The sequence below is a fragment of the Rossellomorea sp. y25 genome (genome assembly GCF_038049935.1).
In the GTDB taxonomy this organism is placed as follows: Bacteria; Bacillota; Bacilli; order Bacillales; family Bacillaceae_B; genus Rossellomorea.
The window spans coordinates 2893531-2920463 of the sequence record NZ_CP145886.1 but is presented as its reverse complement, the minus strand read 5'-3'; the positions used below and the strand labels follow the sequence as shown (position 1 = coordinate 2920463).

Below are 26933 nucleotides of genomic sequence, written 5' to 3'. Positions count from 1 at the left end.
CAAGTGCCGATATGTAAAAGTATTCTCCTGTGTCTTCTAGCTCAATTATTTCTTGCTTAAATGAAAAAAGTAGAAATACTCCATCCTTTTACCCTATGAAAAGTTCTTTAGTACCCATAATATTCCTCTAGTTATATTCATTTTATTACTATGTACATACGCTCAAAGAGAGTACATGTGACTTTTCTATTAATTTCTGAATATTCAGATTTAATCCGACATAAACTTACAACATTTTACATCATAATTGGTTATCTTTGGTTTAACATCTACTTTTTACCAAGTGGGTGAAGCAAGGAGGTGTCGGGTTTACTGAAGGAATTCAAAAATTAGTGGGAGGGAATTAAATGACAGGTAGAAAGCGTAAGGCAAGATGGTTATCCATTGTACTCACCTTAGTAATGTTTGTCCCGTTAATGTTTCCATTCAATGCAGGGGCAGCGAATACCTCACAATCAGCACCAGCCAAAGAAAAACCATCCACTTCAGCTAACGAAACAGCAAAAATAAGTCCACAATCAAAGATCACAACGAAACTGCAGGATCAATTCAAGAAAGATAAGCACGTCACATACTTAGTGAAGTTCAAGGAGCATCTGGATACAGAGGCTGTAGCTAAGAAGGCGACTGAAAAAGCGAAAAAGCAGAAGCTGTCCGCTAACAGCAAAAAATTACTGAAACGAAATATGGTCGTTTCCGAGCTTCGTGCCACAGCCCTTGAATCTCAAGCAGAAGTGAAAGAATACTTAACGAAACAGAAGAAGTCCGGTGCAGTAAAAGAAATAAAAGACTTCTATGTTGTAAATGGAATGGCCGTTACTTCCACAAAAGAGGTAATGGATAAAATTTCAACATTTGCTGAAGTTGAGAAAATCTTACCGAATGAAACGCGTCAACTCATTCAACCGGCAAAAGCTGAAGGTTCAGCTGCAAATGTTGCAGAAAAAGAAGTTCAAAACAGCCCTGCCTCCATTGAATGGAATATCGACCGAGTGGGTGCACCGGCGGTTTGGGATATGGGAATTGATGGAGCAGGAACCGTTGTAGCATCGATTGATACAGGTGTTCAATGGAACCATCCGGCATTAATGGAAAAATACAGAGGGTATGACCCTCAAAATCCTGATACACCTGATCATGAGTTTAGCTGGTTTGATGCCACTGCCGGTCAAGGTGCACCATATGATGATCAAGGCCATGGTACCCATGTTACGGGTACAATGGTTGGGTCTGAGCCTGACGGAAGCAATCAGATTGGAGTCGCTCCAGGTGCAAAGTGGATTGCTGTCAAAGCATTCACGGCTAATGGAGGAACAGATGTTGATTTATTAGAAGCGGGAGAATGGATTCTTGCTCCTAAGGATGCTGAGGGCAACCCGCATCCGGAAATGGCTCCAGATGTTGTCAATAACTCATGGGGTGGCGGTGCCGGTCTTGACGAGTGGTACCGGGATATGGTGAATGCCTGGAGAGCGGCCGAAATATTCCCTGAGTTTTCTGCAGGTAATACAACATTATTTAATCCTGGTGGCCCGGGTTCAATCGCTAATCCTGCAAATTACCCTGAGTCATTTGCAACGGGCGCAACTGATATTAATGACAACCTTGGAAGTTTCTCACTACAAGGTCCTTCTCCTTACGAGGAAGTTAAACCTGAAATATCCGCACCGGGAGTGAATATTCGCTCTTCAGTACCAGGAAGTAACTACGAAGGCGGATGGAATGGTACATCAATGGCGGGTCCTCACGTCTCTGCAGTTGCAGCATTGTTGAGACAAGTGGATGCAAGTTTGACGGTTGACGAAATGGAAGAAATCTTAATGTCAACTGCTGTTCCATTGACTGACGGTACTTTCCCTGAAACGCCTAACAATGGATATGGTCATGGATTAGTTAACGCATTTGATGCCGTTTCATCCGTAATGAGCGGAATTGGAAAAGTTGAAGGGCAGGTTTCTAAAGAAGGGGATGACACTGAAGCTCCAGTAATCAGTCATGAAGCCCCCGAAGAAGCATTTGAAAGAATGAGTTTGCCACTACAAGCGGAAGTAAGTGATAATGTGAGCGTAACAAATGCTTCATTACATTATCAAAATCAGGATGGCGCATGGGAATCTGTTGAAGCAACAAGATCTGCAGGTGACTATAAATCAGGAACCTATGAAGCGACCATTCCCGGAGAAGCACTGACAGGAGATAGTGTTACCTACAAATGGGTCGCAATGGACTTTGGTGGAAATGAAGTAGAAACGGATGCTTATTCTGTCACTCTTCTTCCAGGAATCACAGTCGGATACGAACAGGACTTTGAGTCTTCCCCTTCTGGTTGGACCTCATATGGCCAAGAGAACAGCTGGGAGTGGGGCGCGCCTGCAAATGGACCAGGAAACGCTGCTTCAGGTGAAAAAGTATATGCAACGAGCCTGGATGGTACGTATGCCAACAGAGCCAATATGTCCTTGCAAATGCCTCCGATTGATTTACCAGAAGGCAATAGCTTCTTGCAATTCAAGCAGTGGCACGAGCTTGAAAGAAACTATGACTACGGGCATGTCTTTGTATCCACTGACGGTGAAACGTGGACACAGGCGCTTCGTGTAAATGGAAATACGGAAGGCTGGATTGACGGAGAAGTGGATCTAAGTCAATATGCCGGTCAGCGAATCTACGTCGCTTTCAATGTTACAACAGATGGAAGTGTAGTGAAACAAGGGTGGTACGTCGATGATGTGAAACTAAGTGGAGAGACGATTCTTCCAGCTAAAAAGATGAACCTTGGATTGAAATCAAAGGACGAGACATCATCGTCTGTTTCAAAGAAAGCAAGTGTGAATCCGAATAAAATCAATTTGGCTAAAAAAGTAACGAAAGAAGCACCTATAGAAGACAAAGCGGCACCGGTATTACTTCCGCTTCAAGCAGAAGTGAGTGTCCTGGAAACAGGCCGTTCTGTGTATACAAACCCTGCAAATGGATCATACGAAATGACGCATGCAGCAGGTGACTTTACACTGCAAGCTTCAACCTATGGTTTCAGATCTCAAACACAAAGTGTAACGATTGAAGCAGATCAAACGTCTACTGCCAATTTTACACTCGAAGAGATTCCTCAAGGGAATATTACTGGAACAGTCACAAATGAAATCTCTGGAGAACCGGTTGAGGGAGCTACTGTCTTCTTACTGGAAGACGCTGTAGTAGAGCCGGTAGAAACGAACGAAAATGGTGAGTATGAACTAGAGGCATATGAAGGTGAGTACACGCTCAAAGTGGTTGCCCCTTACTACTATAGTAAGGAAGTGAGTGTGACGGTTGAAGGCGGAGAAGTAACAAATGCTGACATTTCATTAGAACCATTCATCGGATATCCAGGTGAGATCGGGTACGATGATGGTACAGCCGAAAACGCCCGTGCATTCTATGATGCAGGAAACGGCTGGGCTGTAAAAATGTCCTTGGAAGATGGGAATGATACAGCTTTGGTGACAGGTGGACTATTCCGCTTCTGGGATACAGAATGGCCTGTACCAGGAGGGACGGAATTCCAGGTCGCTGTTTATGATGCATCAGGTCCTGACGGAGCGCCTGGTAAGAAAATAGCCGGTCCATTTGATGGAACTGCTTTACGTAATGGTGAATGGACACATGTAGATTTAAGCCAGCATGGCATCATGGTGGACGGCGATTTCTACATGGTTTACATTCAATCAGCTCCAAATCCGAATGCACCAGGACTTGGAACAGATGAAGATGGGGAAAATGCCGCAAGAAGCTGGCAATTTGTTGGAGGAGCATGGTCGCCATCTCCAGAAGATGAAGGGAACTACATGATTCGTGCAACGGTGAATTATGAAGTCACTGCACCAGTCATCACATCACCAAAAGGTGGATCATTCACGAATACGGAAACGGTTACGGTTGAAGGGACTTCTGCTCCAACCACAACGGTTCATCTCTTTAATGGTGACGAGGAAGTGGTAACAGCAGAAACAATGGAAGATGGCACATTCTCCGCAGATGTTTCTTTACACGATGGAGAGAATACGATAACAGCGAAAGCAGCAACCGAACAAGGTATGACAGGGCCATCTGAGCCTGTAACCATCACCCTTGATCAAGTGAAGCCTGAGCTTGCCATCACGTCTCCGAAAGAAGGAATGAAAACTAATCGTGAGGCCATCACTGTAGAAGGAACGATCGTCGATGATAACCTCGCATGGGTGAAAGTTAACGGAGAGAAAGCTTCAGTTAGCGATGGTGAGTTCACTCACAGATTGCTTCTGAATGAAGGTGAAAATATCATCCAGGTCGTAGCGAAGGATAAAGCGGGAAATAAAAAGAAACAAAGCGTGACAGTTTTCGCTAAATTTGGTGACATTTCCATTAACAATCTCCTTCCGGATGAAGATATTTATCTGAAAAGTGGTGAATCTGTGAAAATTGAATTTGACAGTGAGCCTGGATTAGAAGCAACGTTTGTTATCCAAATGCCACTGACAAATACACGAACGCAAGTAACAAACGCCAATGAGCTGCCGATGATGGAAACATCTGAAGGTCATTACGTTGGTTACTATACGGCCACTTCAAACGTAAAAGCACCTGGGGCCCTGATTGAAGTGAAAATTTCCGATGATTACGGAAATGTAACGACGAAACGTGCAGAAGGTAAATTGTATATCAATACAAAAAAATAGAGCTTAATGGGAGAAGAGTCGACCACGTCGACTTTTCTTTCTTTTTGTACACATCTTCCAGATACATTGAAGAAATACGATTTTTTTTATATACTAAAATAGTATTAGTATAAACATTTCGAATTTTCAATGCGCACTCCTACTAGTTTAGTGAAATTCTTCAAGTGAATATGTAAACGATTACAAAAATGCAGGTTGAAAGAGGGGTATTATGAAGCTTAGTGATATGAAAGAACAATCATTCAGTCGACGAACACTTACAGAATGGCAGGAAGCAGCTGAAAAAGCGTTAAAGGGGAAAGGGATTCGTTCTTTACATACAAAAACCTATGAAAATATTGAACTTAAACCGTTATATACAGCGAAAGATGTACCAGAACGGGATAGGGTGAGAGCCTATATCCCAGATGTCAAAAGAAGAATGGAGCGTACTCCGAAGTGGTTTATTGCTCAACCAATAAAAAGGGGATCATGGGAAGAACTTGCATCAGCAATGAAGGACGCATTATCCCGGGGGCAAAACTGTCTTTCATTTGCAGTTGGAGAATTAGACATAACGGATGGCTTCGATCATTTTATCAAAGAAGTAACAGAGTACCATGCTCCTATATTTGTCATTGAAAAGAATACGGCATCCTCCATTCAGCGCATGAAGGATATACCTGAACTGAAGGAAATCATCGGTGTCATAGGATTCGACCCTATTTCCGAGAGTGCATTTACAGATGGGCCTGAAATAGGGAACTGGTTAGAGGTTGTAGAAGAAGCAGACAAGCACCTTCCGGGTGTAAAGTCGATTATTATCAATTCTGCATCGTATCATAATAAAGGAGCGAGTGCCACACAGGAATTGGCTTATGCCCTTAGTGAAGGGGTCTCTTATATTGAAGTACTGCAGGAAAAAGGCTGGTCCATCGCTAGAATTGCTGAGAAAATGCATTTTCACTTTTCAGTCGGAAGCCATTTCTTTATGGAAGTAGCCAAAATCCGGGCCTTCAAGAAATTATGGCAAGAGGTATTATCTTCTTATGGGCTATCAGATGATATCATTGCACAATCCATCAGCACCAGTGCAGAAACGTCTCAATATAATAAATCCACGCTCGATTCATATGTCAATATGCTCCGCGGGGGTGGAGAAGCATTTTCTGCGATTCTAGCAGGAGTAGACTATCTTGTCGTTTCTCCCTTTAATGAAGTGAGTGGGGAAGTGAACGCATTTTCTGAAAGAATTGCCCGGAATACTCAACTGATCCTCGGTGAAGAAGCTCACTTGGATAAAGTGGTGGACCCTGGAGGCGGTTCTTATTATGTGGAATGGTTATCAGAAGAAATAGGGAAGCTATCATGGAAGGAATTTCAAGACGTTGAAGGAGACGGGGGAATTCTTGCCTGTCTGAAAAATGGTTCCATATATGAAAAAATAAATAGAGTGAGAGAGTCGCGTATTCATGATTTAGCCACAAGAAAAAACTCGATGATCGGGACGAATATCTATGCGAATCTGGATGAGACACTTCCCGCTCTTCCTTTAACCGGGCCGGACAGATTATCCCTTCCTTTTGAAAGATTAAGGGGAAGAGCCCAGAATTTGAAAACAAAACCAGTTGCAGGTCTTATTGGATTAGGCGATCTAAAAACATATAAGCCCCGTGCAGATTTTGTGAAAGGCTTTCTAGCTGCTGGGGGCATTCATGCAAGTCAGAGTAAAGAGTGCTTCTCTAAGGAAGAGGTTCTTCAATTCGTAGAGGAAACCCGCTATCCGTACTATGTGGTTTGTGGGAAGGATGAAGAGTATCAAGACAAACTCACTATGCTGATAGAATCGATTCATCATATAGATCCTGCCATTGTCATTGACATAGCTGGGCAAATTCCAGATAAGCATAAAGGTGAGTGGTTTGGTAACGGCTTAAACGGTTCCGTTTACAACAAACAAAATATACTTGAAAAAGTCGATGAGCTATTAACCATCTGGGAGGAGGGAACAGAAAATGACAAAGCCTGATTGGCAGCAAATCAACCCCTATTCGAACGAAGGTAGAATGAAAGGTATTCCTCTATCGGGCGACACATATGAAACGAATGAGAAGATTGTCATTAAGTCTCTTTATTCAGAACAGGACTCTAAGAATCATGGAGAAGACCTCCCAGGTTTGGCTCCATATACAAGGGGACCGTACCCAACCATGTATGTGAATCGTCCTTGGACGGTACGGCAGTATGCAGGATTTTCAACAGCAGAAGAAAGCAATGCGTTCTATAGAAGAAATTTAAGTATGGGGCAGAAAGGACTGTCTGTCGCTTTTGACTTAGCCACTCATCGCGGTTATGATTCCGATCATCCGCGGGTAGTGGGGGATGTAGGGAAAGCGGGAGTAGCCATTGATTCGATTCTGGATATGAAGATTTTGTTTGATGGGATTCCTCTTGATCAAATGTCTGTTTCCATGACAATGAACGGAGCGGTATTACCCATCCTTGCGTTTTATATCGTGACGGCAGAAGAACAAGGTGTTTCACAGGATAAGCTGTCCGGTACGATTCAAAATGATATTTTGAAAGAGTATATGGTTCGAAACACATATATTTATCCTCCTGAAACATCCATGAAGATCATTGCCGATATCTTTGAGTATACGTCCAAACATATGCCTAAGTTTAATAGCATCAGTATTTCCGGATATCACATGCAGGAAGCGGGAGCACCTGCCGATATTGAGTTAGCTTATACATTGGCGGATGGTCTTGAGTATGTTCGGACTGGTTTGCAGGCAGGAATCGATATCGACTCATTTGCACCGAGATTATCATTCTTCTGGGCCATCGGCATGAATTATTTCATGGAAGTAGCCAAAATGAGAGCGGCAAGAAGGATTTGGGCAAGAATGATGAAAACATTCGACCCTCAGAATCCTAAATCCATGGCGTTAAGGACTCACTCCCAAACATCCGGGTGGAGTCTAACGGAGCAGGATCCTTATAATAATGTCATTCGTACGTTACTTGAGGCGCATGCAGCAGCCATGGGCCACACACAATCCCTTCATACCAATGCACTGGACGAAGCGATTGCCCTGCCGACAGACTTTTCAGCGCGGATCGCCCGTAATACACAGCTGTATCTTCAAGAGGAAACCGGTATTACGAAGGTGATTGATCCATGGGCAGGATCCCATTATGTTGAATCCTTAACCGATCAGCTGATGGAAAAGGCATGGGAGCACATTGAAGAAATTGAAGAGCTTGGCGGCATGACGAAGGCGATTGAAACCGGATTGCCGAAAATGCGGATCGAGGAAGCGGCTGCCAGAAGGCAGGCGATGATTGATTCAGGAGACGAAGCGATTATAGGCGTAAATAAATATCGCCTCGACAAGGAAGACCCGATTGAAACATTGGATATCGATAATACGGTTGTAAGACAAAAACAAGTAGAACGAATCCGAAAGCTTAAAGAAGAAAGAAATCAAGAGAGAGTGATCGAAGCCCTTCAAGCATTAACCCATGCAGCAGAAACAGGGGAAGGGAATCTCCTTGAGAAAGCGGTTGAAGCAGCGAGGGCACGTGCCACATTAGGAGAAATATCCGATGCGATAGAAAAAGTTTCAGGACGACATAAAGCGACGATTAGAAGTATAAGCGGGGTGTACAGCTCGAATTTTTCAAATGAACAAGAAATCAATGTAGTAAAAGAGATGACAGAAGAGTTTTTGGAAAACGAAGGAAGAAGACCCCGTATCCTTATTGCGAAGATGGGACAGGACGGTCATGACAGAGGTGCTAAGGTGATTAGCACGGCGTTCGCAGACCTTGGCTTTGATGTGGATATCGGACCATTGTTCCAGACGCCGGAAGAAACGGCCCTGCAAGCAGTCGAAAATGACGTTCATGTCATCGGTGTAAGTTCATTAGCCGCAGGACATAAAACACTCCTGCCTCAATTGGTAGCGGAACTAAAGAAATTAGGCAGAGAAGACATTCTCGTTGTCATTGGTGGAGTGATTCCGGCTAAGGATTATGACTTCCTATTGAATAACGGAGCCTCTGCCGTTTTTGGACCAGGGACGATCATACCCGTTGCTGCACAAAAAGTCATCAAAGAAATTTATGAAGTGCTGGGTTATGAGGAAGTGGCTGAATAATGGCAGAGCATGATTCAGGGCGAAAGAAGCGGTTTGTGAAGAAAAAAAAGGGATCTGTATCGATTACCGAATTAAAGGACGGGGTCTTGAATGGCGACCGTAGCTCCTTGGCGAAGGCCATCACGCTGATTGAAAGCAATGCAGAGCAGCATTATGCCAAGGGACAGGAACTGTTGCAAGAGCTCCTTCCTTATACAGGAAAAAGCTTTCGGATCGGCATCACTGGTGTACCGGGTGCGGGGAAAAGTACATTTATAGAAGCTTTCGGGGAAATGTTATGCGAATCTGGACTCCGGGTTGCCGTCCTTGCGATTGATCCAAGCTCCTCCATTTCCGGGGGGAGTATTTTAGGGGATAAAACAAGGATGGAACAATTATCGAAAAATCGCCGTGCCTTTGTCAGGCCATCCCCCACTGCCGGTACACTGGGAGGGGTTCATCGAAAGACAAATGAAACCCTCCTCTTATGCGAAGCGGCTGGATATGACCTGATCATTATCGAAACCGTTGGGGTTGGCCAAAGTGAAGTAATGGTGAGACAAATGGTGGATTTCTTCCTCCTGCTTGTCATCACTGGCGCCGGGGACGAGCTACAAGGCATGAAAAAAGGAATCATGGAGCTTGCCGATGCTCTGCTTGTCAATAAGGCCGACGGAGAGAATAAGCTTCTCGCCGAGAAAACCAAAAGAGAGCTGAACCAAATCCTGCACTTTCTCACTCCAGCAACAAAAGGCTGGAGTTCAAAGGCTTATACCTGTTCAGCTTTAAAGAATGATGGATTACAAGAAATGTGGGATGTGATTCAACAGTTCCAGAAGCAAACAAAAGAACAGGGCGTCTTTGAAGAAAGACGACTTCTCCAAAAGCAGGAATGGTTTCATACGATGTTGAAAGAAAGGGTTCTCTCAGACTTCTTTTTTCACCAAAACATAAAGTCTTCCCTTCCTCATATGGAAAATCGAGTGAAAGAAGGAGATTTTACGACTTCTCAGGCAGTAGAAGAATTGCTAAAGTTGTACAAAGGAGCAATTCATTGAATGGTTTAGTTAATTTTAATTGAAAGATATGGTTTGAAATTGTTATGATAGTGGTACATCAAATTTCCTGTTTTTATGGAGAATGATTAAGTCAGCGATTAAAAGGAGAGTTCAAGTATGGATATAGATTTCAACTTATTTATGAACGACGTTGTTCGTCAGGCTCGTCAAGAAATCGAACAAGCCGGTTATACTCAATTAACTAGTGAAGAAGAAGTAGATCAAGCTTTCGCTAAAGAAGGTACTACACTTGTTATGATCAACTCTGTTTGTGGTTGTGCAGGAGGAATCGCTCGCCCAGCAGCAGCTCATTCCATTCACTACGATAAACGACCGGATCAATTAGTGACGGTTTTCGCTGGCCAGGATAAAGAAGCTACAGCGAAAGCGCGCAGCTACTTTACAGGTTACCCGCCATCCTCACCGTCATTTGCTCTATTAAAAGACGGAAAATTATTGACGATGGTAGAAAGACATGAAATTGAAGGTCACGACCCAATGTCGGTTGTGAACAAAATTCAATCGTACTTCGATCAGTATTGTGAAGAAGTGTAAGTAAGATGAAAATAGCCCGTCAGGTTTCTCACAGGTAGAGTGAGAAGCTTGACGGGTTTTTTATGTTGGTTGGAAGTGGGGAGTTGACATATTCCTTTGTTTACTAAAAAACGCAATTCCTTATTAAAATGACGCAAATAATGGAAAAACGACGCAATAAATTAAATAATGACGCAATTCCCTCCCGAAATGACGCAATAAAGGATTATGAAGGGGAATATGGCCCTTAAATTGCCAAGAACCTTTATCCATACCCAAAGTCTCCATTAAAATGATCCTTTTTTACAGGATCCATACTCAATTCCTCTCAATTATTAGTGAAACTTCCCTCAATTGTGACAGCCAGAAGTTTCGAGACGCTCAATTCCACTATCAATGCATATTATTTGAATAATATTTATCCTTCTCTATTTACTCTAACTTATAAAAATCTAATAAAAAGCACATTAATTTTCAGAAAATATAAACATTTTTCTATAATTATAAAAACTATTGCATAAAAATTTATCTCTGCTACAATACGAATATAGTAATTAATATACATTATATATTATATTTATACATTATAATCAAGGAGGAATTACATTGAAAAAGATATTATCTCTAATATTAGTATTAATCGTTTCTACTACTCTTGCAGCGTGTGGTGCAGGAGAAGAGAATGCAGGAACCGCTTCAGGAGAATCAAAAAAACTGATCATGGGTACCTCTGCGGACTATAAACCATTTGAATACGTCGATACGGCAAACAGTGATGAATTTATCGGGTACGACATTGACTTGGCTCAGATGCTGGCAGATGAACTTGGGTATGAAATCGAGATCAAAGATATGGAGTTCAGCGGTTTAATTTCAGCACTTAAAACCGGCCAGGTGGACTTTGTGCTTTCAGCTATGACCCCTACCCCAGAACGACAAAAGAATGTTGACTTCAGTGATGTTTATTACACTGCCAAGGATATGATCATCTCAACTAAAGAAAGCGGAATTGAAAGCGAAAAGGATCTTGATGGGAAAACGGTTGGCGTTCAGTTAGGTTCCATCCAACAGGAAGCTGCAGAAGAACTTTCCACATCCATCCCATTAAAAGTAGAGACCCGTGACCGTATTCCTGAGCTGATACAGGATCTGCAAAATGGACGTTTTGATGCCATTATCATCGAAAATACCGTAGCAAATGGGTATTTGGATAAAAATAAAGAACTTCAAGGAAATACAATGGACGTGAACGAAGAAGAAGCCGGTTCTGCCGTTGCACTTCCAAAGGATAGTGAGCTTACAAGCGAATTCAACGATGCATTGAAAAAGCTCGAGGAAAATGGAGAATTGGATAAACTGGCTGAAAAGTGGTTTAACGGAGAACAGTAGATTGATAGAAGGGCTAACCCATCATCGGTTAGCCCTTCCTATTTAACAGCACGATTGGAGGAGAATACAATGCCACTTGATTTTCAACAACTGATCCCTTCGATTCCTTTTATTTTGGAAGGATTGAAGGTCACTCTTAAAATTGTCGGGTTAGCAGGAATACTTGGATTCCTATTCGGTATTCTGCTTGCTCTTTGTAAAATAAGTTCCATCAAACCTTTAACATTACTTGCAGATATTTATACATCGGTTTTTCGGGGGACTCCTTTAGTTCTGCAATTGATGATCATCTTTTATGGCTCGCCTCAGCTTTTTGGAACTCAGATCGAACCGTATACAGCAGCGATCCTTTCTTTTTCCCTTAATTCAGCTGCCTATATTTCCGAGATCATCCGTGCGGGGATCAATGCAGTGGATAAAGGGCAAAAGGAAGCGGCCATGGTCCTTGGGGTTCCATATCGTTTGATGATGAAAGATGTGATCCTGCCTCAGGCCATTAAAAACATATTGCCTGCCTTAATGAACGAATTCATCACCCTTACGAAGGAATCTGCCATCGTCACTGTTATCGGGGCCGCCGATGTGATGAGACGTTCGTATATGGTAGGTAGTGATTTGTATTCCTTTTTCGAACCACTATTATTTGCCGGACTGATCTATTATGTGCTTGTCATGGTTCTAACCTTATTGGGAAAAGCGCTGGAAGGGAGACTACGTGGAAATGATTAAAGCAGAAAAGATTACAAAGTCGTTTGGTAAGCTTCAAGTATTAAAAGGGATCGATTTCTCCGTAGAAAAAGGGGAGGTTGTAGCATTGATCGGTCCTTCCGGTTCTGGGAAGTCCACTCTGCTCCGCTGCCTGAATTATTTAGAGGAACCAACTTCAGGATCGATATACTTTGAAGAAGCTGTTGTGAAAGGCAAAAATATAAGCAAAGTGAGACAAGATATAGGCATGGTATTTCAACATTTTCATCTCTTTCCTCATATGACAGCGTTGGAAAACGTGATCTACGCTCCAGTGAAAGTGAAGGGCCTAAACAAAACAGAAGCTAAAAAATTAGGGACGGACCTTCTAACAAAAGTCGGTTTGAAAGAAAAAAGTGATGAGTACCCTAACCGTTTATCAGGTGGCCAAAAGCAGCGTGTAGCCATTGCAAGGGCACTTGCCATGGAACCGAAAGTGATGTTGTTTGACGAACCGACATCTGCACTGGATCCTGAAATGGTCAAAGAGGTGCTGGAAGTCATGAAGTCACTTGCTCATTCAGGGATGACAATGATCATTGTAACCCATGAAATGGGCTTTGCCAGAGAGGTGGCAGACAGAGTCTTATTCATGGATGATGGAAAGATCGTGGAAGAAGGAGAGCCTCTTCCGTTTTTCTCGAACCCGCAAAGCGACCGGGGAAAAGAATTCTTAGAGAAAATACTGTAAACGATGGAAGGATTAGCGAACAGTTTCGTTAATCCTCCTTTTTTATGTTCAAGGGGAATTATGGTATTCTAAAGAAGCTAATAAAGAAAGAGTTAGGAGAAATATGAATGTTTCGAATCGGGTATCGAACACTTAAAACTGGGATCGGCACTGCAGTTGCAATCAGCATTGCACAGTGGTTCCAGCTGGATAACTTTGTATCTGCTGGCATTTTGACGATTCTTTGCATTCAGAACACGAAGAAGAAATCGGTGAATGCGTCATGGAGCCGTTTCCTGGCCTGTGTGATCGCCATGGTGATTTCGGCTGCGTTCTTTGAATTCATTGCCTATCACCCTGCCGTAATCGGCTTGTTATTACTTGTGTTCATTCCAATCACGGTAGCCCTGAATATCAAAGAAGGGATTGTCACCAGTTCCGTTATCATTTTACATATTTATTCAGCAGGTAAGGTGACCCCCGGGCTTTTCGAGAATGAATTAGGCATCATTGTGATCGGGATCGGGATTGCTCTTATCATGAACCTTTATATGCCGAGTGTAGATAAAAAGATGATCGAATATCAAGAAAAGATTGAAGCCAATTTCTATAAAATCTTTTGTGAAATGATCAACTACCTGCGAACAAATGACAGCCAATGGGATGGTAAAGAAATCACTGAAACAGAACAATTACTTAAAGAAGCGAAGACAATAGCATTCAAAGATGTTGAAAATCACTTTTTACGTCATGAGAACTTATATTATTTGTATTTTAAAATGAGGGAAAAACAGTTCGAAATCCTACAACGTATCTTACCGATTGCGACATCGATCTCATTAACGGTGGAGCAGGGACATCGGATTGCAGAATTCCTGGATGAGCTTAGCGATCACATACACCCGGGAAACACGGCCCTGTTTTATCTGAAAAAATTGTACGATATGAAAGTGGAGTTCGAGCAAATGGATTTACCGAAGACGAGGGAAGAGTTCGAAACCCGTGCAGCCCTTTATCAGTTCGTCCAGGAGATGGAACAGTATCTTCTACTGAAAAGCTCGTTTAAAGGAATAAAGAAGGATGAAAGTGATCAAAGAGAAGTACACTACACCTAAAACACGAAAAAGGTGATAGGATGCGTATACTTCTTGCCATTATCTTGTTCGCTTCTCCGATATGGCCACTGGGCAGGAATCCACTGCCCGGAGATCCGTTTATTATCGTGAACAAGGAAAGCAATCAATTAGCCTATATCGACGATGGAAAGATCCAGCGCACATTTCCGGTAGCAACAGGGAAAACGACGACCCTCACCCCGGAAGGACTATTTAATGTAACAGTCAAAGCCAAGAACCCTTATTACCGTAAGAAGAATATTCCTGGGGGAGATCCAAGGAATCCATTGGGATCGAGATGGATCGGCTTTGACGCCAAGGGAACAGACGGAAGGATCTATGGAATCCATGGTACGAATCAACCTTCAAGCATTGGGAAATATATATCAAATGGGTGTATTCGGATGCATAATAAACATGTTGAGTATCTGTTTGATCAGGTGCCGGTCGGAACAAAAGTGCTGGTCGTCAAAACGAACAAAAGCTTCCATCAGCTGGGAAAAGAACATGGTGCGATAAAATAAAAAGGATCTGCTAATCGACCCGGTCGATTAGCAGATCCTTTGTTTTCTATTATAATAAGAAAGTCAGTCCCGCCATGATTGTCGATGCAATCATCGCAAACAACATGACAAATACAATTATTTTTTGTAATTTTTTATTACCCATTGTATCTCTCCATTCTTCATCTTACCTTATAGAGGCGATTTTCAACTCTATTTTATCGTGAATAGGGAGAGAAAACAACCATTGGCATAAAAGAAAACGCTTTAATTATTCGCCGTATTAGGAGGGAATTCGACACCGTTTATCGAATACTATACGGGTGGAACATGTAAACAACAGGGGGATGATAGGGATGAAAAAGGTAGACCATATCGGAATAGCAGTATCATCAATAGACAGTGTTCTTCCATTTTACGAAGATACTCTTGGGCTTTCACTCGTCAAGATCGAAGAAGTGGGAAATCAAGGTGTGAAAGTAGCATTTATTGATGGTGGGAATATTAAGCTTGAGTTACTTGAACCACTACATAAGGATAGTCCGATTGCCACATTCATTGAGAAAAAGGGAGAAGGCATTCATCATATTGCCTTTGGTGTTGAAGGAATTGAAGAACGGATCAAGGAACTGCAAGCCAAAGGAGTCAGGATGATCAACGAAACACCAAAACCTGGTGCTTTAGGGGCTGCTGTTGCCTTCATGCATCCAAAGTCGGCTCACGGTGTACTATATGAACTATGTGATAAATCAAACATCAAAGGGGAGTAACATAATGGATATCTATGAAAAGATTAATGAATTGTATGATCGCAGAAGAGAAGTAGAATTAGGCGGCGGAGATAAAAAAATAGATAAGCAGCACGAAAAAGGAAAATTGACTGCCAGAGAACGAATCGATATTTTAGTGGATCCGGGCAGTTTTGTCGAGCTTAATCCATTCATTGAGCATCGCTGTTCAGACTTCGGACTGGACGGGGTTCAAGGACCAGGAGATGGAGTCGTTACAGGTTATGGGAAAGTAAACGGAAATCCCATCTACTTATTTTCTCAGGATTTCACGGTTTTTGGCGGCGCATTGGGGGAAATGCATGCGAAGAAGATTTCACATGTCATGGATCTGGCAGTCAAAAATGGTGCGCCTTTCATTGGATTAAATGATTCAGGTGGTGCAAGAATTCAAGAAGGCGTCGTTTCTTTAGATGGATACGGACATATCTTCTATAGAAACTCCATTTATTCCGGAGTGATTCCACAAATATCCGTGATTATGGGTCCTTGCGCGGGAGGAGCGGTTTATTCACCTGCCATCACGGATTTTGTATTTATGGTGGACGATACAAGCCAAATGTTCATCACGGGACCTAAAGTAATCGAAACCGTCACCGGTGAAAAAATCAGTTCTGAAGATTTAGGAGGGGCAAAGGTCCATAACTCCATTAGCGGGAATGCCCATTTCAGAGGGAAAACCGAAGAAGATGTTCTCCTGGAGGTTCGGAAATTATTAGCTTATTTACCTCAAAATAATGAAGAGAAGCCCCCTCGTTTAGACGTGAATGAGGAAGATGATTACCGTGCTAATTTAACAGATATTATTCCTTTTGATGCGATTCGTCCCTACGATGTCCGCACCGTCATTAATGAAGTTGTGGATAAAGACAGCTTTATGGAGGTTCAAAAGGAATTTGCGAAAAATATCGTCGTAGGACTGGCCCGAATCAAAGGAGAGGTCGTAGGACTTGTCTGTAATCAGCCAAAATTCATGGCAGGAGGACTGGACATTGATTCCTCTGACAAAGCTGCACGTTTTATCCGTTTCTGTGATTCCTTCAATATCCCGTTAATCACGTTTGAAGATGTAACCGGCTTCTTCCCTGGCATCAAGCAGGAGCATGGAGGGATCATTCGTCATGGTGCGAAAATCCTATATGCCTATTCAGAAGCTACGGTCCCGAAAATGACGGTGATATTAAGAAAAGCATATGGTGGGGCGTATGTTGCCCTCAACAGTAAATCCATCGGAGCTGACCTGGTGTTTGCTTGGCCGAATGCAGAGATTGCCGTCATGGGTCCACAGGGAGCTGCGAATATAATTTTTGCAAGGGAAATCGCAGCCAGTGAGAATCCTGAACAGCTTCGGGAGCAGAAAATAGAAGAATACCGTGAGAAATTCGCTAATCCATATGTAGCGGCGTCCCGTGGAATGGTCGATGACGTCATTGATCCTCGGGAAACACGTATCAAATTGATTCAAGGATTGGAAATGATGAGAAATAAACGGGAAGATCGACCAAAGAAAAAGCATGGAAATATTCCATTGTAAGAGGTACTATTTGTTGAACAAGGCTATTCACGCTATACTATAGAAGTGAATACATATTGTGGAGGTCTACTAAATGATTAATCATGAACGTTTACTAAATGAATTTATGGAATTGGTTCAAATCGATTCAGAAACGAAAGAAGAAGCTGAAATTGCAAAAGTATTAAAACAAAAATTCTCTGATCTTGGAGTAGACGTATTCGAAGATGATACGATGGGTGAAACCGGTCATGGTGCAGGTAACCTTATCTGTACTCTTAAAGGAAATAAAGAAGGCGTAGATACCATCTACTTCACTTCTCATATGGATACAGTTGTTCCTGCAAAGGGGGTTAAGCCAACTCTTAAAGAAGATGGCTATATTTACTCTGACGGCACAACCATTCTTGGAGCCGATGATAAAGCGGGACTTGCAACGATGCTTGAATCTGTTCGAGTATTAAAAGAAAACAATATATCTCACGGTGATATTCAGTTCATCATCACAGTAGGGGAAGAATCAGGATTAGTCGGAGCGAAAGCCCTGGATTCATCTCTGGTAAAAGCGAAATACGGTTTCGCTCTTGATAGCGATGGCAAAGTAGGAAATATCATTGTGGCTGCCCCTACACAAGCAAAAGTAAAAGCAACGATTTACGGAAAAACTGCACATGCCGGTGTAGCTCCTGAAAAAGGCGTTTCTGCCATCACGATTGCGGCTAAAGCGATTTCCAAAATGCCACTTGGCCGCATCGACGAAGAAACGACTGCGAACATCGGACGATTCGAAGGTGGAAAAGCAACGAATATCGTATGCGAACAAGCGGATATTCTTGCAGAAGCACGTTCACTCGTTCCTGAAAAAATGGAAGCACAAGTAGAAAAGATGAAAGCTGCATTTGAATCCGTGGCAGAAGAAATGGGCGGAAAAGCGGAAGTTGAAGTACAGGTGATGTATCCAGGCTTCAAGTTCAAAGACGGTGACGAAGTAGTAGAAGTGGCGAAACGTGCCGCAAAGAAAATCGGTCGTCCAAGCGAACTTCTGACAAGCGGAGGCGGAAGTGATGCAAACGTAATCGCAGGATTCGGAGTACCAACAGTCAACCTGGCAGTAGGCTACGAAGAAATCCACACGAAGAGTGAAAGAATGCCTGTTGAAGAACTGAACAAGCTCTCTGAAATGGTTGTAGCGATCATTCAGGAAGTAGCGGGAGAATAGAAAAGCGGAGGCGGCTTGATCAGGCCCGACAAGCATAAGATGAATCTGGCGAAAAGGCGTTCTTTGCCTTTTTGCCAGATTTAGCTTATGACCTCGAGGGCCTAGCCGCCGGAGCTGGACAAATAGAAAAACGGAGGCGGCTTGATCAGAGGCGACAAGCATAAGCCGAACCTGCCGGAAAGGCGTCCTTTGCCTTTTTGGCAGGTTTGACTTATGACCTCGAGCCTCTAGCCGCTGTAGCTGGACAGCTCGTCGATACAATCAAATGTCCGCGTTCAAAGGTTCTCCCTTTGAACGCGGACATTTTCTTCTTTCACCTAACCTTTCTAAAATATGGTACATTAGAAGCATACATAACATATCAGAATTTTAAGAGGGGACGTTATACAATGCCGAAAGTAGTTGTATTTCATGCTGGAAAAGAGGAATATGCTCTACCGATTGAGAACGTAGTATCGATTGAAAGAGTGGAAGAAGTGAGGCCCATCCCTCATCTTCCTTCATTTGTCCTGGGATTTGTAAAAGTCAGGGGTGAGCTGATCCCTGTCCTTGATTTAGCAAATATCCTTTATAACACGAGTGCAGGTGCAGAAACAGGAATGTTTCTACTCGTCGTTCACACAGAAACAATTCAGATCGGTTTGGTCGTAAAGGAAGCGAAAGAAATTCTCGAAGTACCGGATGACTCCTTTACAAACGTAGGTTTACTTGCATATTCAAAAACAAATTATTTCTCAGGAATCATCAATCTTGAAGACTCGCTCATCACCCAGATTGATCCCAATGTTTTAGTAGAGAGCTTAGAAGGTATTAGAGAGATACAGGATTACGTGAGCGAGCAAAAAACACATCAAAATTAGACAAAGAAAGCCGCGATTTAAATGATCTCACATTATCCAAAAAACGGGCGAGTGATCCTTCATGTTGATATGAATAGCTTTTATGCCTCTGTTGAAATGGCATTTGACCCAACATTGAGGGGCAAACCATTGGCTATAGCCGGGAATCCCCAAGAGAGACGAGGCATTATCGTGACATGCAGCTACGAAGCGAGAAGCTTGGGAGTGAAGACGACAATGCCTCTTTGGGAAGCCAAAAAACTGTGCCCAGAGCTCATTATCATGACGCCTAACTTTGACCGTTACCGCGCAGCCTCCAAAGGAATATTTGATATCCTCAGACAATATTCAGAATTAGTGGAGCCTGTCTCAATTGATGAGGGATATCTGGATATCACGGACTCCTTTGAAAAAGGCACCCCGTTACAAATTGCGTCAGACATTCAATCCCAAATTAAAAGTCAACTCGATCTTCCCTGCAGTATCGGGGTGGCCCCTAACAAATTCCTGGCCAAGACTGCATCCGACATGAAGAAACCTATGGGAATCACCGTATTAAGAAAGCGTGATATCCCTGAAAAGCTTTGGCCACTTCCTGTCATTGAGATGCACGGCATTGGACAGAAGACCGCAGAAAAGCTCAATTCGTTTGGTATTCATACCTGCGATGATCTCGCTCATGCCAATGATATACAGCTGAAATCACTGCTTGGAATCAATGGTCTCCGTCTCAAAGAACGTGCCAACGGGATCGATAGGCGAAGCGTGGACCCTGATTCGATCTATGATTATAAAAGCGTTGGAAACTCCACTACTTTACCAAAGGATACAACGAACCAACACGAGCTATTAATGGTTGTAGAGAAACTATGTGCAAAAGTGTCGTCACGCCTGCAGCAGAAAGACGTTCTGGGGATGACGATCCAGCTCATGATCAGGGATAAATTCAGAAAAACCATTACGAGAAGCAAGAAGCTGGAAAATCCGATATATAAAAAAGAAGATTTATTTCATTATGCTAAAGACTTATTGTTGAAGCACTGGGATGGAGATCCCGTAAGACTTTTGGGTGTCACCGCACAGGATATAGTGGAAAAGAGTGAAGCAACCGAACAATTGGACCTATTCTCTTACAAAAAGGTAGCAGAAAAGGAACCACTTTACACTGTTTTATCACAGCTTCAGGAAAAGTTCGGGAAAGATTCCATCTCCCAAGGAATAAAAGGGAAGAACAAGAAGAAAACCTTTGACTCAAAACAGGACACAAGCTTCAACAAAGATTTTCTGAGTGAATGACCCAGGAAGGAAGAGGACACCTTAAAGTAGATAGCGAACACTTGAAACGGATTATTTGCATCACCACACTATTCTTGTTAGATTGAAATAGAGTGCGAGAAATAGTTTTTGAAAAACGGATCAACTGGAGTTTCCTACATAATGTTGATAGTTTAAAAAGAAAAAACCAGTATTCTATAAATGAAAGGATGTTAATGGCATGTCTCAAGAAATTGGTGTTATCGGTTTAGCCGTAATGGGTAAAAACTTAGCTTGGAATATTGAGAGCAGAGGGTACTCTGTTTCTGTATATAATCGTTCCCGTAAAAAAACGGATGAAATGATAAGCGAATCTAAAGGAAAGAATGTCGTTCCTACATATACGATTGATGAATTCGTTAATTCTCTAGAAAAACCTAGAAAAATCCTCTTGATGGTGAAAGCAGGAAATCCAACTGATGCAACCATTGAACAATTAAAGCCGTTCCTGGAAAAAGGGGACATTCTGATTGACGGAGGAAATACGTTCTTCGAAGATACGCGCCGCCGCAATCACGAATTAAGCGAATTAGGCATTCACTTTATCGGAACGGGTGTCTCCGGTGGAGAAGAAGGTGCACTTACTGGTCCTTCTATCATGCCTGGTGGACAGAAGGAAGCGTACGAACTTGTCGCTCCCATCTTGAAAGACATTGCAGCGAAAGTCGATGGAGACCCTTGTACGACGTATATAGGTCCTGATGGCGCGGGTCACTATGTGAAAATGGTGCACAACGGCATCGAATACGGAGATATGCAGTTGATCGCTGAGTCCTACTTCCTGATGAAAAATGTCCTTGGCTTAAGTGCCGAGGAACTGCATGAAGTGTTTGCCGACTGGAATAAAGGTGAACTTGATAGTTATCTCATCGAAATCACAGCAGATATCTTCACGAAGAAAGATGAGGAAACAGGAAAGCCGATGGTCGATGTCATCCTGGACAAAGCAGGACAAAAGGGTACAGGCAAATGGACAAGCCAGAGTGCGTTAGACCTTGGTGTGTCCTTACCGATTATCACCGAGTCTGTCTTTGCCCGTTTCATTTCAGCCATTAAAGATGAACGTGTGAAAGCAAGCAAAATGCTAAAAGGACCTGACACGAAACCATTCCAAGGCGATAAAAAAGCATTGGTTGAATCCATCCGTAAAGCTCTTTACATGAGCAAAATCTGTTCCTATGCTCAAGGATTTGCGCAAATGCGCTCTGCATCTGATGAGTACAAATGGGATCTTCAATACGGGGATATCGCAATGATTTTCCGCGGAGGTTGCATCATCCGTGCTCAATTCCTGCAAAAGATCAAAGAAGCTTATGACCGTGAATCAAATCTTTCAAACCTTCTATTAGATCCTTATTTTAAAGAGATCGTAGAAAGTTACCAATATGCACTTCGCGAAGTCATCAGCGCAGCCGTCCAAAATGGTGTACCGGTACCTGGCTTCTCTGCGGCACTGTCTTACTACGATAGCTACCGTACAGAAACACTGCCTGCAAACCTGATCCAGGCTCAGCGAGATTACTTCGGTGCCCATACGTACGAGCGCGTGGACAAAGAAGGTACTTTCCATACTGAGTGGATGAAATAATCGAATAAGTATAGCCCCTTTCCTATTAGGAGAGGGGTTTTTATTTTGAAAGGATATATATTAAAACAAATAATAATCATTTATCGGAATTTCATCGTATGAGATAGATATGGTATGTTACCATAATATTACATAAGTAAAGCAGTTAAGGAGTGGTTTTCAGTGCCTACCATTGAAATAAGAAGACCAGGAATAGAAGATCAGGAAGAACTGAATCAATTTTTTTCTACAGTCATAAAGCATACCTTTTACAGTGAAGGGATATCGGAAATGGTTGATGACATTGAAAATGAAATTGCAAGCAAAAAACGTTATTTAAAGAGTGACTTGGAAAGCAATGGGAAGGATCGGTACTTTCTAATCGCTTCGGAAAAGGGTGGAACCGACATTATGGGAACCATTGAATACGGTCCTGCCAGTGAACTGATTCGCACCTGTACAGATGGAGCACTGAATGAGATATATGAAGTCGGAACGGTGTTTGTGCATCCCGATTATCAAGGACGCGGGGTAGGGACATTACTATTAAACGTCATGTTCCTTACTTTTCTAAACAGGGGAATCCAGGAATTCTGTTTGGATAGCGGATACGCCCTTGCACAGAAAATATGGAAGGGGAAATTTGGTGAACCTGACTATTGGCTGAAGGATTATTGGGGTATCGGGTCTGATCATATGATATGGAAGAAATCGATGAATGATGTTTCTATCAACTTTAAATGGTGAGCTTACTAGAGCCAGAACAGACTTTAATAGAACGATGGGGGTTACGGTTACGATGAAACCACAAATGATCAACATGCAAAAGCGTATGAAAGAGTATGGTGTAACGGGATTAAGCATGGCAGTCATTGAGGGTGGCTCCATCAGTAGCACGGAATGCTGCGGTATACTGGAAGCAGGAACGGATATACGGGTGGAAAGTGATTCCATTTTCAGTGCTTGTTCAATTAGTAAATTTCTAACCTCGATGTTGGTGATGACATTGACGGAACAAGGCATTCTGGATTTAGATGAGGATGTGAATAATGTGCTAACATCCTGGAAGGTCCCTTTACATGAATATAATGGAAACGTTACCTTAAGACATTTACTTAGTCACCAATCGGGGATAGTCGATCCTGAAGGAAGCTTCAACGAACTTAATTCGAAGTTTGGTACTCCGACGATGGTTAACCTGTTAGAAGGGAAATCCCCTTATTGTAAGGTCCCTATTGAAGTGAAATATGCCCCTGAAAGGGACTTTCACTATTCTGATGCAGGCTTCTGTATCATACAACTGTTGATAGAAGATGTCACTGGGAACCCTTTTTACGAAGTTATGAGCGAACATCTTTTTCATCCATTACATATGAAAAATAGCACATTTGATCCTTCATCTCAAAACGCCTCTTGTGGTCATATGAGTGATGGAGAAGTAGTGGAAGGCAAATATCCAATCTATCCGTATCCTGCTGCTTCCGGACTGTGGACAACCCCAACAGATCTAGCACTTGTAGTGGTAGAACTCATGCATGCGTTAAAAGGGGAAAGCAAACTCAGGCTTTCGTCAAGTAAAGCAGCTGAAATGATCCATTCACAAGGCGGTAAGGAATGGACCGGACTAGGGGTCTTCCTGGATCAAAACGACAAGGGAATCGAAATATCATCACTTGGCTGGGGCGTTGGTTTTCAATGCATGGTGGTGGCCTATCCTCAATTGGAAAGTGCTTTGGTCATCATGACCAATACAGACTTAGGTGTTCATCAATTAAAAGGGATCATTGGGGACGTGTACAAGGCTTATTATTTTTATATGAGTGACTAGAGCACAAGGATTTACAAAGGAAACATTAAGAAACTATATATCTAAGATAAAAGAGAATCTATAGATTGAGTTTAAACTATGAATTGGAGGTCCATTCATGACAAGATTAGTCATCATGACCGTCGGTAAAACCCATAGCGGAAAAACAACCTTTGCCAAGAGTCTGGAAGAACAATTGTTGAATTCCGTTGTAATCGACCAGGATAATCATGCTGAATTCATCAACACCTTTTATAGGAGCCTGCTTCCAATGGAAGGACCAAATGCGCTCAAATATGCCATCAGTCAAACGATTGTGGATTATGCCATGAATGAGACATCACACCATCTCATTCTTTGTAATTCGAATCTGAGCCGCAGTGGACGGTTGAAGCTGTTGGAGCATTTCAATCAGAAGGGATTGATTACGATCCTCGTCCATTTGGATATCGCCGAACGGGTTCTTCAAGCCAGAGTAGCAAACAGTGAGCGGAGTACAACCATCTTCAGGAACGCTACTACTTTTGAAGAAGTGCTGAACCGTCAGCAGACTGACTGTTACTTCAAGGATGTAGCGGCACCTGTTGAAGGGGAAGCCGATCATTTATTTGTCATCACACATTCGGATGAAGTCCAGAATGTCATTGGGAAGATTATTAATGTTTCTTATAGTATATGAGTTTTGAATTAACAATTTAATAAGAATGCTATGTGTAAAGTGTGATTTCGCAGAGAAAATAGGCATACTTCTTAACAAATCAAAAAAACGACTCCCTAGTATACTAGGGAGTCATTTTCGGATTTCAGCCAATCAATTCATCAAATAACAACACACGTGCAGGTGACGCATCGGTGTTTTCGATTTTAAGTGGAGCGGCAACCATGAAGTATTGGCCTGCTTCAATGTCTTTCAGTTGAAGTCCCTCCATGATGATAACGCCGCTTCCCATTAAGCTGCGGTGAGTGGGGTGGCCTTCCTGTGCTCTTTCAATACCCAGAGCGTCGATTCCAACACCTGAGATTTTCTTGTCTGCAAGGTGCGCTGCTGCATCTTCTGCCACATAAATGAATTCAAAGTTGAATTCGGTATCCCATGAATTCTTCGTTTTGAAGAGAATGAAGTCATTTTCTTCAATATCTAATTCTTCGATATCTTTAAGACTGATTTTCTCATCGACCTTTGTTAAATCAAAAACTTTTACAGGACGAACGAGCTGTTCGATATCGATGGTTTCGATTGTTTCACCGTCGTTGATCATGTGAAGTGGAGCATCAACATGTGTTCCTGTATGAACATCCATTGAGATGCGGGACTCTGTTACATGACCATTCGTATTTGTGTCGATGGTAGGTTGTTTTTCCGGTTTGTTCTTATAAACCGGCATTCCGTTAAAGATTGGAGCTGTTACATCATAAATTTTCATTGTTTCCACACCTTCCTTAGCATTGGTCTACGTCTAGATTCGCAATTGGCCACCAGTAGAAGCCATCTTTAGCCAGCAGGTTGTCGGCTGCTTTCGGACCCATTGATCCTGCTTCGTAGTTCGGGAATTCTCCATCACGCGTTTGTTCCCATACTTCAGAGATCTTATCGACGAATGCCCAGGACAGCTTTACTTCATCCCAATGAGTGAAGTTGGTTGCATCCCCGCGCAGGCAATCGAATAGAAGCTTTTCGTATGCTTCCGGCGTGTTCATCCCGTCTACACTGGTGTTGGCAAAGTTTAGTTTTACTGGAGTCGTTTCAATGTTTTGTCCGGATTTTTTCACGTTTAGGTGCAGAGTAATTCCTTCTTCAGGCTGAATGTGAATCACCAATAAATTCGGTGCCAGTGGCTTGTCCGGATTGTAATACAGGTTCATTGGAATATCTTTGAATTGAATGACGATTTTCGTTGACTTTGTTTCCATTCTCTTTCCTGTGCGGATATAGAACGGAACCCCAGCCCAACGGAAGTTATCGATCATCAGTTTTCCTGCAACATAAGTCTCGGTATTGGATTGATCATCAACGTTGTCTGCTTCGCGATAACCTGGCAGATCCTGATTACCGGTTGTTCCAGAACCATATTGACCTCGAACGAAATAATCTTTCACTTCTTCATGTTCAAACGGACGCAGGGATCGTAATACACGGACTTTCTCGCTGCGGATTTCGTCTGTCGTCAATTTGATCGGAGGCTCCATGGCAAGTAAAGCAACCATTTGAAGCAGATGGTTTTGAACCATATCGCGGAGAGCCCCACTTTTTTCGTAATAGCGTCCACGATCTTCAACACCCAGCTCTTCGGAGGAAGTGACCTGGATGTTAGAGATGTAACGATTATTCCATAGGGGTTCAAACATCGCATTGGCGAAACGGATGACTTCGATGTTCTGAACCATTTCTTTCCCAAGATAGTGGTCGATACGGTAAATTTGGTCCTCAGAGAATGATTCCCTGATTTGGCTGTTCAGTTTTTCGGCTGAAGGGAGGTCGTGACCGAATGGTTTTTCAATGACAAGTCGCTGGAAACCTTTTGTATCGGTTACACCTTGATTCTTCAGCTGTTCTGTAATCGTACCGAAGAATTCAGGAGCCATCGCTAAGTAGAAAATGCGATTCCCTTCTAGTTCATACGTTTCATCCAGCTCATCAGAAAGATTCTTCAACGCTTTGTAAGAATCGCTGTTTGAAACATCATTCGGCTGATAGTAGAAATGAGAGACGAACTCATCTATGTTTTCGTTGCTGCCTAACGCTTTATGTACCGATGTTTTTACATGTTCCTGAAACTCTTCATTCGACCATTCACGTCGAGCTACCCCTACAACGGCAAAACGCTTTGAGATTTTCCCTTTACGGAACAAGTGATAAAGAGATGGATAAAGCTTTCTTTTTGCTAAATCACCAGTCGCCCCAAAAATCGTAATGAGAGATGATGGTGTAGTTGAATTATTCAATGTCATGACCTCACTTTATCTTGTTGCTAGCATTTTTAATGTATGTCTTCTTATTTAATATCCTATACAATTACTTAATTTTAAAGACTTATGGTTCAATTAGCAA

The 26933-nt window shown here is 42.5% G+C and carries 22 protein-coding genes; 19 read left to right on the top strand and 3 right to left on the bottom strand.

The genetic code is table 11. The annotated features are described in order from the left end of the window. Nucleotides 1-347 precede the first annotated feature (347 nt). The 10 genes from AAEM60_RS14775 to AAEM60_RS14730 all read left to right on the top strand — a co-directional run bounded on the left by AAEM60_RS14775 (nt 348) and on the right by AAEM60_RS14730 (nt 14858). Entirely contained in the window at nt 348-4697 is a 4350-nt protein-coding gene (locus AAEM60_RS14775; RefSeq protein WP_341356576.1) for a S8 family serine peptidase, read from the top strand. Between the two features lie 211 nt (nt 4698-4908). Continuing rightward, entirely contained in the window at nt 4909-6705 is a 1797-nt protein-coding gene (locus AAEM60_RS14770; RefSeq protein WP_299738260.1) for a methylmalonyl-CoA mutase family protein, read from the top strand. 37 nt (nt 6706-6742) lie between these two features. After that, nucleotides 6743-8842, top strand: coding sequence for a methylmalonyl-CoA mutase (scpA, locus tag AAEM60_RS14765; RefSeq protein WP_299739596.1), 2100 nt, complete (start codon nt 6743-6745; stop codon nt 8840-8842). Then, the gene (gene meaB, locus AAEM60_RS14760; protein ID WP_299738258.1) at nt 8842-9879 is read left to right on the top strand and encodes a methylmalonyl Co-A mutase-associated GTPase MeaB; all 1038 of its coding nucleotides are present in this window, start codon (nt 8842-8844) and stop codon (nt 9877-9879) included. The genes scpA and meaB overlap by 1 nt, the downstream gene beginning before the upstream one ends. Before the next feature lie 117 nt (nt 9880-9996). Further along, complete coding sequence (locus tag AAEM60_RS14755) at nt 9997-10434, top strand: BrxA/BrxB family bacilliredoxin (RefSeq protein WP_341356575.1); 438 nt, start codon at nt 9997-9999, stop codon at nt 10432-10434. A 585-nt stretch (nt 10435-11019) separates the two neighbouring features. Further along, entirely contained in the window at nt 11020-11802 is a 783-nt protein-coding gene (locus AAEM60_RS14750) for a transporter substrate-binding domain-containing protein (RefSeq protein WP_299738253.1), read from the top strand. A gap of 69 nt (nt 11803-11871) precedes the next feature. Further along, nucleotides 11872-12531, top strand: a complete 660-nt coding sequence (locus AAEM60_RS14745) for an amino acid ABC transporter permease (RefSeq protein WP_341356574.1) — start codon at nt 11872-11874, stop codon at nt 12529-12531. Further along, the gene (locus AAEM60_RS14740) at nt 12524-13240 is read left to right on the top strand and encodes an amino acid ABC transporter ATP-binding protein (RefSeq protein ID WP_341356573.1); all 717 of its coding nucleotides are present in this window, start codon (nt 12524-12526) and stop codon (nt 13238-13240) included. Before AAEM60_RS14745 ends, AAEM60_RS14740 begins: the two co-directional genes overlap by 8 nt. A gap of 107 nt (nt 13241-13347) precedes the next feature. After that, complete coding sequence (locus tag AAEM60_RS14735) at nt 13348-14334, top strand: aromatic acid exporter family protein (RefSeq protein ID WP_299738247.1); 987 nt, start codon at nt 13348-13350, stop codon at nt 14332-14334. 20 nt (nt 14335-14354) lie between these two features. Continuing rightward, nucleotides 14355-14858, top strand: a complete 504-nt coding sequence (locus AAEM60_RS14730; protein ID WP_299738245.1) for a L,D-transpeptidase — start codon at nt 14355-14357, stop codon at nt 14856-14858. A 49-nt stretch (nt 14859-14907) separates the two neighbouring features. Here AAEM60_RS14730 and prli42 read toward each other — a convergent pair whose 3' ends face one another. Beyond that, nucleotides 14908-15003: a stressosome-associated protein Prli42 gene (gene prli42, locus AAEM60_RS14725; protein ID WP_148969555.1), complete on the bottom strand. Its 96-nt coding sequence runs from the start codon at nt 15001-15003 to the stop codon at nt 14908-14910. 190 nt (nt 15004-15193) lie between these two features. On the opposite strand from prli42, the gene mce reads away from it, so the two are divergent. The 9 genes from mce to AAEM60_RS14680 all read left to right on the top strand — a co-directional run bounded on the left by mce (nt 15194) and on the right by AAEM60_RS14680 (nt 24563). Then, nucleotides 15194-15607 (top strand): methylmalonyl-CoA epimerase, encoded by a 414-nt coding sequence (mce, locus tag AAEM60_RS14720; protein WP_299738240.1) that lies wholly within the window; start codon nt 15194-15196, stop codon nt 15605-15607. Nucleotides 15608-15611: 4 nt separating this feature from the next. Next, on the top strand, nt 15612-17159 hold the full coding sequence (locus tag AAEM60_RS14715) for an acyl-CoA carboxylase subunit beta (RefSeq protein ID WP_299738239.1): 1548 nt from the start codon (nt 15612-15614) through the stop codon (nt 17157-17159). Between the two features lie 73 nt (nt 17160-17232). Beyond that, nucleotides 17233-18357 carry a tripeptidase T gene (locus AAEM60_RS14710; protein ID WP_299738237.1) on the top strand — a complete coding sequence of 375 codons (1125 nt, stop codon included), beginning with the start codon at nt 17233-17235 and terminating at the stop codon, nt 18355-18357. A gap of 389 nt (nt 18358-18746) precedes the next feature. Then, nucleotides 18747-19217 (top strand): chemotaxis protein CheW, encoded by a 471-nt coding sequence (locus AAEM60_RS14705; protein ID WP_341356572.1) that lies wholly within the window; start codon nt 18747-18749, stop codon nt 19215-19217. 21 nt (nt 19218-19238) lie between these two features. Beyond that, complete coding sequence (locus tag AAEM60_RS14700; protein WP_299738233.1) at nt 19239-20492, top strand: DNA polymerase IV; 1254 nt, start codon at nt 19239-19241, stop codon at nt 20490-20492. 199 nt (nt 20493-20691) lie between these two features. After that, nucleotides 20692-22098 carry an NADP-dependent phosphogluconate dehydrogenase gene (gene gndA, locus AAEM60_RS14695; protein WP_341356571.1) on the top strand — a complete coding sequence of 469 codons (1407 nt, stop codon included), beginning with the start codon at nt 20692-20694 and terminating at the stop codon, nt 22096-22098. Nucleotides 22099-22260: 162 nt separating this feature from the next. Continuing rightward, on the top strand, nt 22261-22824 hold the full coding sequence (locus AAEM60_RS14690) for a GNAT family N-acetyltransferase (protein WP_299738210.1): 564 nt from the start codon (nt 22261-22263) through the stop codon (nt 22822-22824). Between the two features lie 52 nt (nt 22825-22876). After that, entirely contained in the window at nt 22877-23905 is a 1029-nt protein-coding gene (locus AAEM60_RS14685) for a serine hydrolase domain-containing protein (RefSeq protein ID WP_299739594.1), read from the top strand. A gap of 97 nt (nt 23906-24002) precedes the next feature. Further along, nucleotides 24003-24563, top strand: coding sequence for an ATP-binding protein (locus AAEM60_RS14680; protein ID WP_299738208.1), 561 nt, complete (start codon nt 24003-24005; stop codon nt 24561-24563). 124 nt (nt 24564-24687) lie between these two features. Here the strand turns inward: AAEM60_RS14680 and AAEM60_RS14675 are convergent, their stop codons facing one another. Continuing rightward, nucleotides 24688-25308, bottom strand: a complete 621-nt coding sequence (locus tag AAEM60_RS14675; RefSeq protein WP_299738206.1) for a cyclase family protein — start codon at nt 25306-25308, stop codon at nt 24688-24690. Nucleotides 25309-25324: 16 nt separating this feature from the next. Then, a complete protein-coding gene (gene zwf / locus AAEM60_RS14670) occupies nt 25325-26833 on the bottom strand; it encodes a glucose-6-phosphate dehydrogenase (RefSeq protein WP_299738204.1) in 1509 nt (502 codons plus the stop codon). Nucleotides 26834-26933: the final 100 nt, after the last annotated feature.